Origin of the sequence: Microcystis ichthyoblabe FBCC-A1114, assembly GCF_050500245.1 — a bacterium.
GTDB classification, from domain to species: domain Bacteria; phylum Cyanobacteriota; class Cyanobacteriia; order Cyanobacteriales; family Microcystaceae; genus Microcystis; species Microcystis ichthyoblabe_A.
The window spans coordinates 1,439,807-1,454,214 of record NZ_CP191408.1 but is presented as its reverse complement, the minus strand read 5'-3'; the positions used below and the strand labels follow the sequence as shown (position 1 = coordinate 1,454,214).

The 14,408-nt window shown below is 39.9% G+C and carries 11 protein-coding genes and 1 pseudogene; 8 read left to right on the top strand and 4 right to left on the bottom strand.

Features of this window, described 5'->3' with window-relative positions; genetic code table 11:
* Positions 1-10 precede the first annotated feature (10 nt).
* The 3 genes from ACQY1Y_RS07155 (at position 11) to ACQY1Y_RS07145 (ending at position 6,123) form a co-directional block, all read left to right on the top strand.
* A complete protein-coding gene (locus tag ACQY1Y_RS07155) occupies positions 11-3,157 on the top strand; it encodes a tubulin-like doman-containing protein (protein WP_430014265.1) in 3,147 nt (1,048 codons plus the stop codon).
* 101 nt (positions 3,158-3,258) lie between these two features.
* Positions 3,259-5,475 carry a methyl-accepting chemotaxis protein gene (locus ACQY1Y_RS07150; RefSeq protein ID WP_430014264.1) on the top strand — a complete coding sequence of 739 codons (2,217 nt, stop codon included), beginning with the start codon at positions 3,259-3,261 and terminating at the stop codon, positions 5,473-5,475.
* A 6-nt stretch (positions 5,476-5,481) separates the two neighbouring features.
* Positions 5,482-6,123, top strand: a complete 642-nt coding sequence (locus ACQY1Y_RS07145) for an OmpA family protein (RefSeq protein ID WP_002777405.1) — start codon at positions 5,482-5,484, stop codon at positions 6,121-6,123.
* Position 6,124: 1 nt separating this feature from the next.
* Here ACQY1Y_RS07145 and ACQY1Y_RS07140 read toward each other — a convergent pair.
* A pseudogene (locus tag ACQY1Y_RS07140) lies at positions 6,125-6,316 on the bottom strand (Uma2 family endonuclease); the annotation flags it as partial.
* Between the two features lie 296 nt (positions 6,317-6,612).
* The gene (gene hisD, locus ACQY1Y_RS07135) at positions 6,613-7,869 is read right to left on the bottom strand and encodes a histidinol dehydrogenase (protein WP_002734219.1); all 1,257 of its coding nucleotides are present in this window, start codon (positions 7,867-7,869) and stop codon (positions 6,613-6,615) included.
* 289 nt (positions 7,870-8,158) lie between these two features.
* Here hisD and accC point away from each other — a divergent pair, with 289 nt between their 5' ends.
* Genes accC through ACQY1Y_RS07115 form a run of 4 tightly spaced genes read left to right on the top strand, consistent with a single transcriptional unit; the run spans position 8,159 to position 11,322 of the window.
* Complete coding sequence (gene accC / locus ACQY1Y_RS07130) at positions 8,159-9,505, top strand: acetyl-CoA carboxylase biotin carboxylase subunit (RefSeq protein ID WP_430014263.1); 1,347 nt, start codon at positions 8,159-8,161, stop codon at positions 9,503-9,505.
* A gap of 43 nt (positions 9,506-9,548) precedes the next feature.
* Positions 9,549-10,118, top strand: coding sequence for a Uma2 family endonuclease (locus tag ACQY1Y_RS07125; protein ID WP_430014262.1), 570 nt, complete (start codon positions 9,549-9,551; stop codon positions 10,116-10,118).
* Positions 10,119-10,144: 26 nt separating this feature from the next.
* Positions 10,145-10,720, top strand: coding sequence for a Uma2 family endonuclease (locus ACQY1Y_RS07120; RefSeq protein ID WP_002751145.1), 576 nt, complete (start codon positions 10,145-10,147; stop codon positions 10,718-10,720).
* Between the two features lie 26 nt (positions 10,721-10,746).
* Complete coding sequence (locus ACQY1Y_RS07115; protein ID WP_042790429.1) at positions 10,747-11,322, top strand: Uma2 family endonuclease; 576 nt, start codon at positions 10,747-10,749, stop codon at positions 11,320-11,322.
* Between the two features lie 77 nt (positions 11,323-11,399).
* Here the strand turns inward: ACQY1Y_RS07115 and ACQY1Y_RS07110 are convergent, their stop codons facing one another.
* Both ACQY1Y_RS07110 and ACQY1Y_RS07105 read right to left on the bottom strand, forming a co-directional pair.
* Entirely contained in the window at positions 11,400-11,867 is a 468-nt protein-coding gene (locus ACQY1Y_RS07110) for a DUF29 domain-containing protein (protein ID WP_002732981.1), read from the bottom strand.
* A 99-nt stretch (positions 11,868-11,966) separates the two neighbouring features.
* Positions 11,967-12,566 (bottom strand): Uma2 family endonuclease, encoded by a 600-nt coding sequence (locus ACQY1Y_RS07105; protein WP_430014261.1) that lies wholly within the window; start codon positions 12,564-12,566, stop codon positions 11,967-11,969.
* Positions 12,567-12,753: 187 nt separating this feature from the next.
* Between ACQY1Y_RS07105 and ACQY1Y_RS07100 the strand changes: the two genes are divergently transcribed.
* Entirely contained in the window at positions 12,754-14,349 is a 1,596-nt protein-coding gene (locus ACQY1Y_RS07100) for an Hsp70 family protein (protein ID WP_430014260.1), read from the top strand.
* Positions 14,350-14,408 lie beyond the last annotated feature (59 nt).

The following is a 14,408-nucleotide window of genomic DNA, read 5'->3' as shown; positions in this document are numbered from 1 at the left end:
GATTTAAACTATGGCTAACACCAGTCAAACCCGCGCTATCAAACGGACAGTTATCATCGGATTAGGTGGTACTGGTCGAGATGTGTTAATGAGAATTCGTCGCTTTATTATTGATAAGTATGGGAAGTTATCTAACCTACCCGTTGTCAGTTTTGTTCATATTGACACAGACAAAAACGCTTTCAATGGTTCGGGTTTACCCACAGGAAATAGCTATCACGGAGAAGAAATTCTTTTATCAGCTGCTGAAAGAGTATTCATTAATATGAATGCTCAGGATGTTAACAATCTCACCTATGAACTTGAACACAAAACTCTTTTTGAAAGTCCCTTTTCCCATATTGCAAGCTGGTTAGACCCAAGACTAAAAAAACAAATAACTGCCATTGAAAATGGTGCGGGAGGTATTCGTCCCGTCGGTCGTTTAGCTTTCTTCCATAACTATCAAAAAATTCAAGAGGCAATTGAAGCAGCGGAAAGACGAACTTCTGGTCATGAATCCTTTATGTTTAGCGGTAAAGTTAACGGTCAAAGTTTTAATGTCCAAGAGGGTTTAAATGTCTTTGTTGTCGGTTCTTTGTGTGGGGGAACTGGTAGCGGTATTTTCCTCGATGTGGCCTACACTTTGCGTCATATTTTACAACAAACCACCGAATATACATCCTTTGGTTATTTGGTAATTAGTCCTAAACTTTATGGTGATGGGGCAATTATGAGAGCTAATACCTATGCAGCTTTGAAAGAGTTAGACCATTATACCAATGAAAGTAATTCCTTTCAAGCCTGTTATGATAAACAAAATTTCGTCAACATTGATGAAAAACGTTCTCCTTTTGATTTTGCCTACTTAGTTTCTAATCGCACTTCGGGAGATTACCAGATTAATAACAAAGCTAAATTATGTAATGTCATTGCTTACAAGATTTTCTTGGATTTTGCCGATGAGTTATCTCTCCCCATCAAAAGAAATCGGGATAACTATAAAGACCCGATGATTCGTAAAGATAATCATCCTTTTCAGATGTGTCAAGGTTATATCTCCTTTGGACTAGCGAGGATTTATTTTACTCGCGACCGAATTGTGCAGATTGGTCTCAATCGTTTTAGTCTCAAATTAATTAAATTTTGGTTAGAGGGATACGGTCAAAGTCCCAGTGGACAAGAGTTATTAAGTAAGTTCCTAGCTAATTGGAGTACCCAAAGTAATAAGGATTATTTTACTGCCAGATTGGAAGAAGCAACCCTAGAGAATAATAAAACTTTTTCTAAGACTTTAACCTCTTGGAAAAATTCCCTAGAGGAAGAAATATCCAATAGTCAAGATTTGGAGAATTTACCCCAAACCGTCAAGCAATCCCTAGAAAAAGAGTTTCGCAAAGTACAAGGGGGAGAAACAGATAGCAGTCGCGGAATCTGGTTAACTCTGACCCAACAAACTCAACCTAAATTAATCGAAAAATTTAAGTCAGATATTGACCAATTTTTGGAGATTCTTCTTAATCCTGATAGCTTAGAATTTTCTTTGGAAAATAGCCTATCTTTTTTGGTCGCTTTACAAGTACAGATTAATACCTACAAGGGGAATCTAGAGGAATTATCTCAGGATAATAAAGGGTTTCATTCCTCGGAAAAAATTGATAACATTTGGCGAAATGTTAAACAAACTCTCGAAGATATAAACGGGAAAAAGTCTGTCTTCAAGATGTTCAATAAAAATGCCAATAGTGAGAGAATCAAGTCCGAGTTAAGAGACTACGTTCAAAGCGGACAAAAATTAATTCAGCATAACTTTAATTTCAGCATCAATGGGGAATCCAGAAAGATTGTTGAAGCGATTCTCAAGCATATTTCTAGTCGAATGCTGCAGATACAACAACTGAAAGAATCCCTATATCAGCTAATCACAGAATACGATAAATACGAACAGGAGTTAATGCAGTTAAATCTCGACGAGATGACTGGGGAAGGTATTTTCCCAGAGGAGAATATTGATAACTGTATCCCTGACAGTAACTCCCGAACTCAATACATTTCCGTTAGCCAAAAAGTCACCAATAATTTAGGCTATAATGCTTCACTATTCAGTTTATTTAGCCAATCTTTTGTTATTGACAATGAAACTCTCAAAGAGACTCTAACAGCAACAATAGAGAAACAGTTTCAATCAGTAAGCACTAATAAAATTGATGCAGTAATTAAGCGATTTATGGGTCAATATAAACCCCATGATTTTCCTGAACGCTTGGCGCAAATTCTGCGAGAAGCTGATTTAATGTTACCCATAAATGTTAATGATGCTTACTATCGTTTGCATACAGATAAAGCATTACTAATTGGGACTAAGGATGATAATTCACCCACCATGCAAAGATTCATGAAGACTCTCGAATCTGATTTAAATATTAATCTGGGGACTTCTTTTGAATCAATTCAAACCGACGAAGAAATCCTAATTACCTACGAGTTTGGTGGGTTTCCCCTAAGAATCATTACTGATTTATCTGGGTTACAAAAAATCTATCAAGACCAAAAGAGAATAAGCATTTTACACAATGATTACAGGATAGATTTTGCTGATATTATCCCACCACCTGCCAAATTAATTGAGGAATTAGAGTTTATTTTCTATCCCGCAATTGCTCTCGGTTTACTAGAATACGATGAGGAAGATGATACTTATCAATTAGTCATCGAAGGCGATTTATTTAACAATAAGTCCATCATTGACATTAGCGGTAATTGGCGACTTGCTTTAGAACAATTTGCTTCTCGTAAGGACATGATTAATGCTTTGCAGGTACTGCTTAATCAGGCAAAAAATGAGATTTTGGCTAATCCTTCTCGATTATCTACTAACGAGGGTGATTATTGCCAGAACTGTATTGATTTTGTCAACAATGTCAAAAATTTACCCTCCTATCACCCCAATTATCGCTACAAAGATAAGGTAGCTGGACAAGATGGAAATGCTCAACAGGAGGCAAAAGAAGGAATTATCACCCGTTTTGTTAATCAACTGAAAATGGAACTAGAAAAACGTGCTGCTGAACAGAAAAAACTCGAAAGACAACAGCAAAAGCAACAAACTTTACTGGGAACAAACAATAACATTAGTCAACCCAGTTTACCCCCAGAGGTTAGCACTACTGATGAATGATAAAATTGAGCAATCTTAATGATGTTTCCCCAGCTATCTGAGGAAACATTCACCCCCCAACTCTCTCTATCAACCACAATTCGAGGTATCCAATAACTATCATGGCATTACTTAACCTTTTTCCCCCCTATCTGATTGTTTTAACTCTAGTCTTGGTTATTTTTCCCACCGTCTTAGCTGTGAGAATCCGGATGACTCTCTATAAATATCTCCAAGATTCAACCGAAAAAGTCAAGGGTTTAATTCCGCGAAACAGTCCCAAGGGTTCACCTAAAATTATCTCTAATCTAGAGATTAAATTTGAGAAAGCCAGTCGTCAACTAGATGATGTTAATACCGCAGCTTTGGTGGATAGTTTATACCATGAAGAAAAATTTACTTTCATGTCTAAATCTCTTAGTTGCGAGAAATGGGATTATTTTGTGAGAGTGTTACCCAATCTCCTCCTCGCTTTTGGTTTGTTGGGAACTTTCTTCGGAATTACTCTCAATCTGACGGGAATCAGCACACTTATCGATATTAATAATGTCGATGTGCAAAGTTTAGGAGAAAAGCTCAAAACTCCCCTAGAAAGTATGGGGATTGCTTTTATCACTAGCTTAATTGGTTTAGCTTGTAGTTCTTTACTGACTGTGATTAACTTAATCTTTAACACCAACCTTGCTAAAGTAAATCTAATTAGTTCCCTAGAAGACTATTTAGATAATATCTTGCAGCCGACTGTAGAAGGGAATAGTCGCTTGAATAAAGCGGTTGATAGCATGGTGGAGAAACAGGAAACATTTCTAAATAACTTTCATACTGAGGTGACGAGAGTATTAGAATCTTCTTTAAGAGAAGTTGCTAAAGAAATTGCTGATGGTAATCAGGAAACCGCTAAGTTAGTCACCCAGGTTTGTGAAAGATTAACTGAAACTGCGGGAACTTTATCTACTGGTGCGACGACTTTTCAGCGTTCAGCTTTTGAACTTAACGAGCAAGTACCAATTATCACGCAAGCAAACCGAGAGTTTACACAATCCTCTCAGGAACTAAAAAATAGTGTACTGCTTTTTAAACAAGCATCAGAGTTAATTGAAAAAAGTAACTTCTCTGGTAATATCGAAAGGTTTACCGCTAGTTTAGCAGAAACCCAAGGGAGATTTTCTCAATCCACTGCAATACTAGAGCAGAATATCGGGGAGATTATCAGCAGTAATAAAAGAGCTAACGATTTAGCAGAACAAGTGTATTTAAATATCCAAGAATCTTCTCAAAAATTACAAAATAGTGCGCTAGGTTTTCTGGAAGCTTCCGAAAAAATCGAAAGTAGTCAATTTGCTGATAAGTTAGTGCAAGCAACCGCAGATTTAATGACTGCTCATCAACAGTTTGCCGATTCTACTACAGATTTAAACCAATCAACTCAATCTCTAGCTTCTTTAACTCAAGACTTCCAGCGTTCCATGACAACTATGGTTGAGTTAGGAATAAAAATTACTGACTTGAATCAAAAATCTGAGACAATCCTAGAACAAAATCAGCAACGCTTAGTCACCGAACAAGAAAAGTTATCTAACATTCAGGGAGAATTAGTAAAATTAATCGAAACCGTGAAAACCTATCAAGACAGCTTTAACTCCGGGTCGAAACAATTAGGAAACCAACTTATCAATAGTCTCGATGAAAGACTCTCCCAAACCTCCGATAAAATCCTCACAGCTTCCCATGGGATTGAGCGCTCTAGTAATAATCTCGATGTGACTAATGCTAACCTGTCTCAGTTAATTGATACAGTGACAGAGCAACTTACTCAAGTCAAGGAAAGCTTACAGTCTGAGTTAAACCTTTTAAGCAATAACTTAGGGATGGTAGTTGATGATAAATTAACTAAGAACTCAGAACAATTAAAAGCAGTTTCCCAATCTATTGAGAAAACAGCCAATCAATTTGGCAGCCTTAAATCAGATTTTTCTCAAGTAATTAACGCGGTGAACACCAACACCAGTCAATTAACTGCTAACTTAGAATCTTTGCGAGATAAGTTAGAGAAAGTTATCGCTAAGGAAAATAAATCGAATCAGAAAATGATTGAACATATTTATGGAGAAATTCACAAATGTTTAGCAGAACTGGAGAAAATTAACGATATGCGTTCTGACTTTTCTAACTTAAATAATAAGATGGAAGAACTTTCTGAATTTTCTAACTTAAAGGATAAGATAGAAAAACTTAAGGATGAGATGGAAGAACTTTTTAAGACAATCCCTAATCCTCCTCAAAAAGATGTTGAGAAGGGGATTAAGACTATATTTGATAACTTCACTAACAAATTCTAAGCAATTATGTCTAGACGTACCTACTACCGGGATGAAGATAAATCGGTGGATGTTTATCCCGCATTTACCGATTTAATGTCCAATGCTTTCATGATTCTGAGTTTATTTCTCCTCTTGGCACTTTTTCAGTCCTATAATCTCATCAGCAAACTGGAGGAAGCTAACCGAAAACTGCAAACAGCAACCCCGATAGTTATCGATGAAAAATCAGGAAAATTCAAATTTCAGTCGGGAAGTGCTGAATTAAACCCCGCTTTAAAAACCTATATTCGTCAGCGCATTATTCCCGCTATCGAAACCATTACCAAAGACAGAGAAATCGACTTTATTCAAGTAATTGGACACACGGACGGACAGGGAATACAAAAGACAAGTAATCTCGATAAAAATATCGAATCGGTTGCCAGCAGAAAACAATCTGTTAAAATGCTCGTACCCGGTTCTAACACTGATTTAGGATTAATGCGAGCTTTAGCAGTAGTGCAAGAAATCGAAAGCACAGGTAAACTCAAAAACGTCAAATTTCGAGCTTTTTCCGCAGGACAGTTATACCTCCCATCGGGTAAATTAGCCGCAGTTAATCGTGACGCAGATGCAAGCAGACGCAGAATTGAAATCCGTTTTATTCCCCCCGGTAAAAAACAATAATTTATTCTATTTCTTCCACGGAATAATTAACCGTTTCTAGGGTGACATCCTCGTATAAATCCCGAAAAGATGCCGTCAGATTAATACTCTGCAAACTAAAACTTTCTTGCTGATAGGTTTGCAGAATCCATAAACCCTTTTCACTCCGTCGAAAAGTTTCCACTCGTTGGTATTTACTATTCACTAAGAGGTGGTGATTCGGTGGTAGTGATGGAGACTTAATCCTTTGCTTTGCTGGGTAAGCAACCCATATAAAGTTGATTTTGTCAAGGATTGTTAAGATGCGCTTACCCTGGTAGATATTGCCATAGACCGGATGAGTTGGGGAGCAATAAATATCTTAATGGTGAGTCTAATTTATGACAAGAGAGTCATCCCAATCTATGGGGAGATATTAGATAAAAAAGGAAGTGGTAATCTCGAAGAACAGCAAGGTAAAAAAATTAAGGATATGGGAATCAAAAAATATGTCACAAGACCATACTTTTTCTAGGTTTTGTCCTGTCCTCGGTACTCTATGCCCTCATCCGTTGCCGTAAAGCCCTCTGCTTGCGCTAATATTTGTAGATTGTGGGCTATGGAGGCGAAGGAATCGGCGGGATATTCGATCAAAGTGGCGGAATCGAGAAAAGTTTCCACTCCCACGGGACAACCTAAATAATCAGCCACCGCTTTTGGAGTAGTAGAACCAAGGAGAATAGTTCCCGATTGTCTCACAGAAGATAGCTTTTCCCAGGGTTCATCGATCATTAAGGATAAATGGGTGGGAGCAAAAAGATTCGATAATTCGATCGCTTTCTCCAATGATTCCACCACCACGATTAAACCATAATGAGCGATCGCTTTTTCCGTTAACAATCTCTGGGGATGTACCTGTAACTGTTTTTGTACTTCTTCCTGTACTATTAAAGCCAAAGCCTTATCCGTCGTCAATAAAATCGCAGCCGCTAGGGAATACTGTTCCGCTTGCGCTAATAGATCTAGGGCCAACTGTCTAGGATTAGCTTGATTATCAGCAATAATAACTAAATCAGAAGTAATAGAGAGGTAATCGATTTTTACATGATCAGAAACCAGTTTTTTAGCCAAATTAGTGTAAAAATCACCTATTCCGGCAATCATCTCCACAGGAGCGATCGTTTTTGTCCCGTAGGCTAAAGCGGCGATCGCCTGTGGTCCAGCCACCCGATAAATCTCACTAATACCCACCGATTGGGCTGCCACTAAAATCGCCGGATGGATGCGTAAATCCTCATCGGCGGGGGACACCATGACAATCCGTTTAACCCCCGCTATTTTGGCAGGAATCGCCTGTTGGAGCAATAAACTGAGATAGGCTCGTTTACCATCGGGAACGACAATTCCCACACTGTTAATCGGTTGATAACGTTTCCCTCGAACCGTACCATCCTCAGGAAACTGCACCCAAGCTTTGGGAAGACGCTGACGGTGAAAAGCCTCCATTTTTGCACAGGCAATAGCGATCGCATTTAATAAATCCTGGGACACCTGTTGATAAGCAGCATCGAGTTCCGAGCCACTCACCTTAAGTTGTTGTAGATTAAGGGACTGTTGGTAGAATTTTTCCGTGTAATCCACCAACGAGCGATCGCCAGTAAGTCGCACCTGATCGATAATCTCTCGGACAAGCGATTCTTTTTCCCGAATTTCCGGATCGTCGAATCGTTCCCGAATTCGTCTCAGTTCCGTTCTGGCTGACCATGGCTCTGTGATAATTCGCAACATCGAGCTATTATCCTCTAGGGGCGAAACGAGATTAAAAGGTTTTCACTTCTCACACTCTAGCTTATCGCTTTCAATCTTGACCGGGGAGGGAGACGAAGTCGGTTAATTTAGCCGTCAGGAGTCAGGAGATTATTTTTATTTTTTCTCCCCACACCCCACACCCCACACCCCACACCCCACACCCCACTTCCCCACTTCCCAACAGCCAGCCCGATTTCCCCAAGGTAACAAAACCAGATATTCTACTAAATAGTCGCCTATCACACCAGCCTGATCTCGTGGTCGTCCAATGCAGTTTGCCAAGATATTAATCGCCAATCGCGGGGAAATCGCCTTAAGAATCCTTCATAGTTGCGAAGAATTGGGCATTAGAACCGTTGCCGTCCACTCTACCATCGATCGCCATGCCCTTCATGTTCAATTGGCCGATGAGAGTGTTTGTATTGGTCCGCCTCCGAGCAGCAAAAGTTACCTAAATATCCCTAATATCATCTCGGCTGCCCTAACACGCAACGCCACGGCCATCCATCCCGGTTACGGTTTTTTGGCAGAAAACGCCCGCTTTGCCGAAATTTGTGCCGATCATCAGTTAACTTTTATCGGTCCGTCTCCCAGTGCTATTCTGGCTATGGGGGATAAATCTACCGCTAAAAAAACCATGCAAAAAGCGGGAGTTCCCACTATCCCCGGCAGTGGTGGTTTAATTACCTCAGAAGCGGAAGCAAAACGTATCGCTGATGACATCGGTTATCCTGTCCTGATTAAAGCCACCGCCGGCGGTGGAGGGCGTGGGATGCGTCTTGTCAAGAGTGCAGATGAACTAGGTAATATGTTAAAAGCCGCCCAAGGGGAAGCAGAAGCGGCTTTTGGCAATTCAGGAGTATATCTAGAAAAATTTATCGAATGTCCCCGACATATCGAGTTTCAGATTTTGGCCGATAGTCACGGTAACGTGATCCATTTAGGAGAAAGAGACTGTTCGATTCAGCGACGACACCAAAAACTGCTAGAAGAGGCACCCAGCACCTTCTTAACGCCCCATTTACGCTCAAAAATGGGTAATGCCGCTGTTAAAGCCGCTAAATCGATTAATTACGTCGGGGTGGGAACTGTGGAATTTTTAGTCGATAAACAGGGCAATTTTTACTTCATGGAAATGAACACCCGTATTCAGGTGGAACACCCCGTCACGGAGATGATCACGGGGATGGACCTGATCCGAGAACAAATTCTGGTGGCACAGGGCGAAAAACTGCAAATTAAGCAAGATCAGGTGATATTTAGAGGGCATTCGATCGAGTGTCGCATTAATGCCGAGGATCCCGATCACAATTTTCGCCCTCACCCCGGCAAAATTAGCGGTTATCTGCCCCCCGGTGGTCCGGGTGTCCGCATGGATTCCCACGTTTACACCGATTACGAAATCCCCCCCTATTACGATTCCCTAATTGGGAAATTAATTGTCTGGGGAGAAAATCGCGAAACTGCGATTAAACGCATGAAACGCGCTCTGCGGGAATGTGCGATCACGGGAGTACCGACAACTATTGATTTCCATCGTAAAATATTGGAAACTCCCGCCTTTTTAGCCGGAGATGTTTATACTAATTTCATCCAGGAACATCTCTTGCCCTAGGGCGTTACCATAAATTTTAGACGAGAGTAGGTTGGGGATAATAATGACAGTAGAAGTTAAATTTAACTCGTTTCAACTCAGCGATGAACAGTTCTTTCAACTTTGTCAGGATAACCGAGATTTACGCTTGGAACGCAACCCAAAAGGAGATTTAATTATTATGCCACCGACTGGAGGAGAAACCAGCAATTCTAACGCTGGAATCACTGCCCAATTATGGTTATGGAATAACCTACATAAATTAGGTGTAGTTTTTGATTCTTCTGGAGGATTTAAACTACCGAATGGGGCCGATCGCTCTCCCGATGCTGCTTGGATACCTTTAGAAAAATGGCAAGCTTTAACCCCGCAACAAAAGGAAAGATTTTTACCTCTATCTCCCGATTTTGTCATTGAATTAATGTCTCCTAGTGACAACTTAGAAACGGCTAGGAAAAAAATGCAGGAATATTTAGATAATGGGACTTGTTTAGGTTGGTTAATCAATAGAAAAACTAGAGAAGTAGAAATTTATCGTCAAGGACAGGCAGTAGAAATTTTAACTAATCCAGAGAGTTTATCGGGGGAAAATATTTTATCTCAATTTGTCTTAGAACTTGATAATATTTGGTAATTCTATAATCCTATAAAAGAGAATCTATGATGACAGTAGTAGAAATTAAATTTGAATCTTGGCAACTGAGCGATGAACAGTTTTTTCAACTTTGTCAGGATAACCGAGATTTACGTTTGGAACGCAGCGCTAAAGGAGATTTAATTATTATGCCACCAACCGGAGGAAAAACGGGCAATAGTAACGGTAGAATCACCCAAAAATTATTTAATTGGTCAGATAATAATGGTACGGGTATCGCTTTTGATTCCTCCACGGGGTTTAAACTACCGAATGGGGCCGATCGCTCTCCCGATGCTGCTTGGATACCTTTAGAAAAATGGCAAGCTTTAACCCCGCAACAAAAGGAAAGATTTTTACCTCTATCTCCCGATTTTGTCATTGAATTAATGTCTCCTAGTGACAACTTAGAAACGGCTAGGAAAAAAATGCAGGAATATTTAGATAATGGGACTCGTTTAGGTTGGTTAATCAATAGAAAAACTAGAGAAGTCGAAATTTATCGTCAAGGACAGGTAGTAGAAATTTTAACTAATCCAGAGAGTTTATCGGGGGAAAATATTTTATCTCAATTTGTCTTAGAACTTGATAATATTTGGTAATTCTATAATCCTATAAAAGAGAATCTATGATGACAGTAGTAGAAATTAAATTTGAATCTTGGCAACTCAGCGATGAACAGTTTTTTCAACTTTGTCAGGATAACCGAGATTTACGTTTGGAACGCAGCGCCAAAGGAGATTTAATTATTATGCCACCAACCGGAGGAGAAACTGGTAATTCTAACGCTGGAATCACTGCCCAATTATGGTTATGGAATAACCTACATAAACTAGGTGTAGTTTTTGATTCCTCCACGGGGTTTAAACTACCGAATGGGGCCGATCGCTCTCCCGATGCTGCTTGGATACCTTTAGAAAAATGGCAAGCTTTAACCCCGCAACAAAAGGAAAGATTTTTACCTCTATCTCCCGATTTTGTCATTGAATTAATGTCTCCTAGTGATAGCCTAGAAACCGCTAGGAAAAAAATGCAGGAATATTTAGATAATGGGACTCGTTTAGGTTGGTTAATCAATAGAAAAACTAGAGAAGTGGAAATTTATCGTCAAGGACAGGCAGTAAAAATTTTAACTAATCCAGAGAGTTTATCGGGGGAAAGTATTCTGCCAGAATTTAGTTTAAATCTTACTTTGATTTGGTAAATCAGAGGTAGTGATTGCCGTTTAACGCTTGGCTTTGTTAGGCATTGTCTTCATCGATAAAACACCAAACTTTAGTTTTAAGGAAGATAGTCAGAATCAAGGATTTCTGCAAGGGCAAAGGGTGATTCAATTGGGAATAAATCAGCAGAGAGAAGATACTTTCTGACAGTATCTTCTCTGGCTGCTTGGTAACAATCTATCCAGATTTCAGGAATCAATCTTCTCAGACTTGGACTCTCCTTTAATAAGCGTTGAACTTGTCGGCGTTGTTCAACAATTGTGCTGCGCCACCCTTGAGCGTTTGCTTCCTTTTCAGTTAGCCAGTAAGTCAATTTAAGCAAATGTTCGGCAATGACGGTTAAGCGACTTTCTAGTTCTCGTTTTTCACTCCTTCCCATCGTTTCAATTTCTTCGATCAAATTTTCTAAGTCTAATTTTTCAAAACGATGTTCTTTGAGTAAATTAGCGGTTTCTTGTAACCATCGGTAGAAATCTTCTTGATAAAGACTTTTACCTGAGGAAACTAAAGACTTTTCGATGCTCATTTGATGATGACCTAGAAAAAAGAATTCTTAGATAATTTTAAAGCGACTCCCCGATCTCAAAAACATTGGCAGAATATCGCAGGATTACTCCTTAAAACATCAGAGCTTTAAATTTAAGCTAAAATTAGGTAAAACATCTTCACCTGACAAATCAGTGGGATTTTCTAAGATATCTACTTCCTTTCCTTGACGATAAATTTCAACTTGCCGATTCTGGGGATCGATTAACCAGCCTAACCTTGCGCCATTTTCCCTATACTCAAGCAGTTTTTTCTGTAATTTGTCAAGACTATCGGATTCAGAGCGCAATTCCACCACAAAATCGGGACAGAGGGGAATAAATCCTTTTTTCTGCTTAGGGGTTAAAGATTCCCAGCGTTCTCGACTCACCCAAGATAGATCGGGAGAACGAATCGCCCCATTTGGCAGTATAAATCCAGTGGAAGAGTCAAACCCGACTCCTAAAGCTTCATTTTCTTCGCACCAGCGACCCAGTTGAGTCGTTAAGCTAAAATTTCGCTGTCCTGATTCGCCACCTGTCGGGGGATTCACGATTAATTCTCCTTGGGCTGTACGTTCTAATTTTAAGTCCCGGTTGACCTCCGCAAGGGCTTCAAACTGTTCAAGGGTGATAGAGAGAGCGATCGCGCTAGGAATTTCTAAGAAGAGGGTTTCGGGTGAGGTAGTAACTGCTAACATAATCCTTTGATCAGGTGCAACTTATACTATTAAAGATTATTGGTCAAGTTTCTGCACAGAATTCTTTAGCTTGCGCTGAACAAATTCCCGATTTTTTAGGGAAACTTCCACCTCAATCGGGCGGTTTCACTAAATAACAGGTTACAATAGCCAATAATTAACTAAATTTACCTAAAAACTATCGATCGTGTTCTACGCTATTGATTTCGGAACCAGTAATACCGTCATTACTCGTTGGAATGGGGCGACAAATAGGGCCGAAACCGTGAAATTATCGGAGTTATCCCAACAAATAGCCGACAATCCGCCCCTAATTCCCAGTTTACTCTATATTAAATCAGCCAATCCTCTGCAAGTAATTGCTGGTCAAGCAGTGCGCGATCGGGGTTTAGATATCGATCAAGATCCGCGTTTTTTTCGTCGCTTTAAACGAGGTATCGGGGCAAAAATTCAAGGATTTTTACCGGAATTAGAGGAAACTGTCCTCAGTTTCGAGGGAGTTGGCCAATGGTTTCTCGATAGCATCATCGACAACTTAAAAAACACCACCCTGGAAACCCCTCAATCTCTAGTTTTAACCGTCCCCGTCGATAGTTTTGAAAGTTACCGCAATTGGTTAAGTAATGTTTGTCAGGGATGGGAAATCGAACAAATTCGACTAATTGATGAACCCACGGCCGCCGCTTTGGGTTATGGAACCACTGGGGATCAAGTGATTTTAGTGGTAGATTTTGGCGGTGGCACCCTCGATCTTTCTTTGGTACAATTAGATTTAGATAATCCTCAAAAAAATCAAGGTTTTATTCTCAAGTGTGGAGAAAAACTTTTAGGCAATAATTCCGCCCAAAAAACTAAACTAGCGAGGGTTTTAGCCAAGGCGGGGATAAATTTAGGGGGGTCAGATATCGATGATTGGATTGTCGATTATTTTGCCCAAAAGCAATCTTTAGCGAAAACTTCCTTGACTACTCGTCTAGCAGAAAGATTAAAAATTCAACTTTCTTCCCAATTAACCGCCGAGGAGGTATATTTTGATCAGGAAAATTTCGAGAGTTACGAGTTAAGCCTAGATCGAAAACAATTGACCGATATTCTCCAACAACAAAACTTTTTTAATCAATTAGATGATTTAATGACGGGAGTTTTGCAACAGGGAAGACGCAATGGAATTGAAGTTAGCGACATCGATGCGGTGTTATTAGTTGGGGGAACTGTACAAATTCCGGCGGTAAAAGATTGGGTGCGACAGTATTTTGATAGTAGTAAAATTAAAGAGGATCGACCCTTTGAAGCGATCGCTTTGGGAGCGTTACAATTAGCCCAAGGTTATCAAGTCAAAGATTTTCTCTATCATAGCTACGGCATTCGTTACTGGAATCGTCGCAAAAATGCCCACGCTTGGCATCCAATTATTAACTCTGGACAACCCTATCCCATGGAAAAACCCGTGGAATTAGTCCTAGGTGCTTCCGTGGACAATCAACCCAGCATTGAGTTAATTATCGGCGAATTAGGCACAGAAAGTGGAGCAATGGAGGTTTATTTTGATGGTGATAAATTAATTACTCGTTCCCTGAGTAATGGAGAAACTAGCGTCCAACCCTTAAATGATCGCGAGGGGGCCCGTTCGATCGCTAAACTCGCTCCTTTAGGTTTCCGGGGTAAAGATCGCATTAAAGTGCAGTTCTGGATTGATGATCAGTGTTTTCTGCGGATTAATGTGGAAGATTTACTCAGTCAAGAATTGTTACTAAATAATCAAATTGTCACCAAATTAAGCTAGACCCGGCTTCACCTAAAAATCAAGTGCAGACTCATAGTAAGTTTGCACTGATATTATCG

Bases quoted from the DNA above. Each gene is read 5' to 3' on its own strand.
- ACQY1Y_RS07155 (WP_430014265.1), top strand. From the start codon at position 11: ATGGCTAACACCAGTCAAACCCGCGCTATCAAACGGACAGTTATCATC.
- ACQY1Y_RS07150 (WP_430014264.1), top strand. From the start codon at position 3,259: ATGGCATTACTTAACCTTTTTCCCCCCTATCTGATTGTTTTAACTCTA.
- ACQY1Y_RS07145 (WP_002777405.1), top strand. From the start codon at position 5,482: ATGTCTAGACGTACCTACTACCGGGATGAAGATAAATCGGTGGATGTT.
- hisD (WP_002734219.1), bottom strand. From the start codon at position 7,869: ATGTTGCGAATTATCACAGAGCCATGGTCAGCCAGAACGGAACTGAGA.
- accC (WP_430014263.1), top strand. From the start codon at position 8,159: ATGCAGTTTGCCAAGATATTAATCGCCAATCGCGGGGAAATCGCCTTA.
- ACQY1Y_RS07125 (WP_430014262.1), top strand. From the start codon at position 9,549: ATGACAGTAGAAGTTAAATTTAACTCGTTTCAACTCAGCGATGAACAG.
- ACQY1Y_RS07120 (WP_002751145.1), top strand. From the start codon at position 10,145: ATGATGACAGTAGTAGAAATTAAATTTGAATCTTGGCAACTGAGCGAT.
- ACQY1Y_RS07115 (WP_042790429.1), top strand. From the start codon at position 10,747: ATGATGACAGTAGTAGAAATTAAATTTGAATCTTGGCAACTCAGCGAT.
- ACQY1Y_RS07110 (WP_002732981.1), bottom strand. From the start codon at position 11,867: ATGAGCATCGAAAAGTCTTTAGTTTCCTCAGGTAAAAGTCTTTATCAA.
- ACQY1Y_RS07105 (WP_430014261.1), bottom strand. From the start codon at position 12,566: ATGTTAGCAGTTACTACCTCACCCGAAACCCTCTTCTTAGAAATTCCT.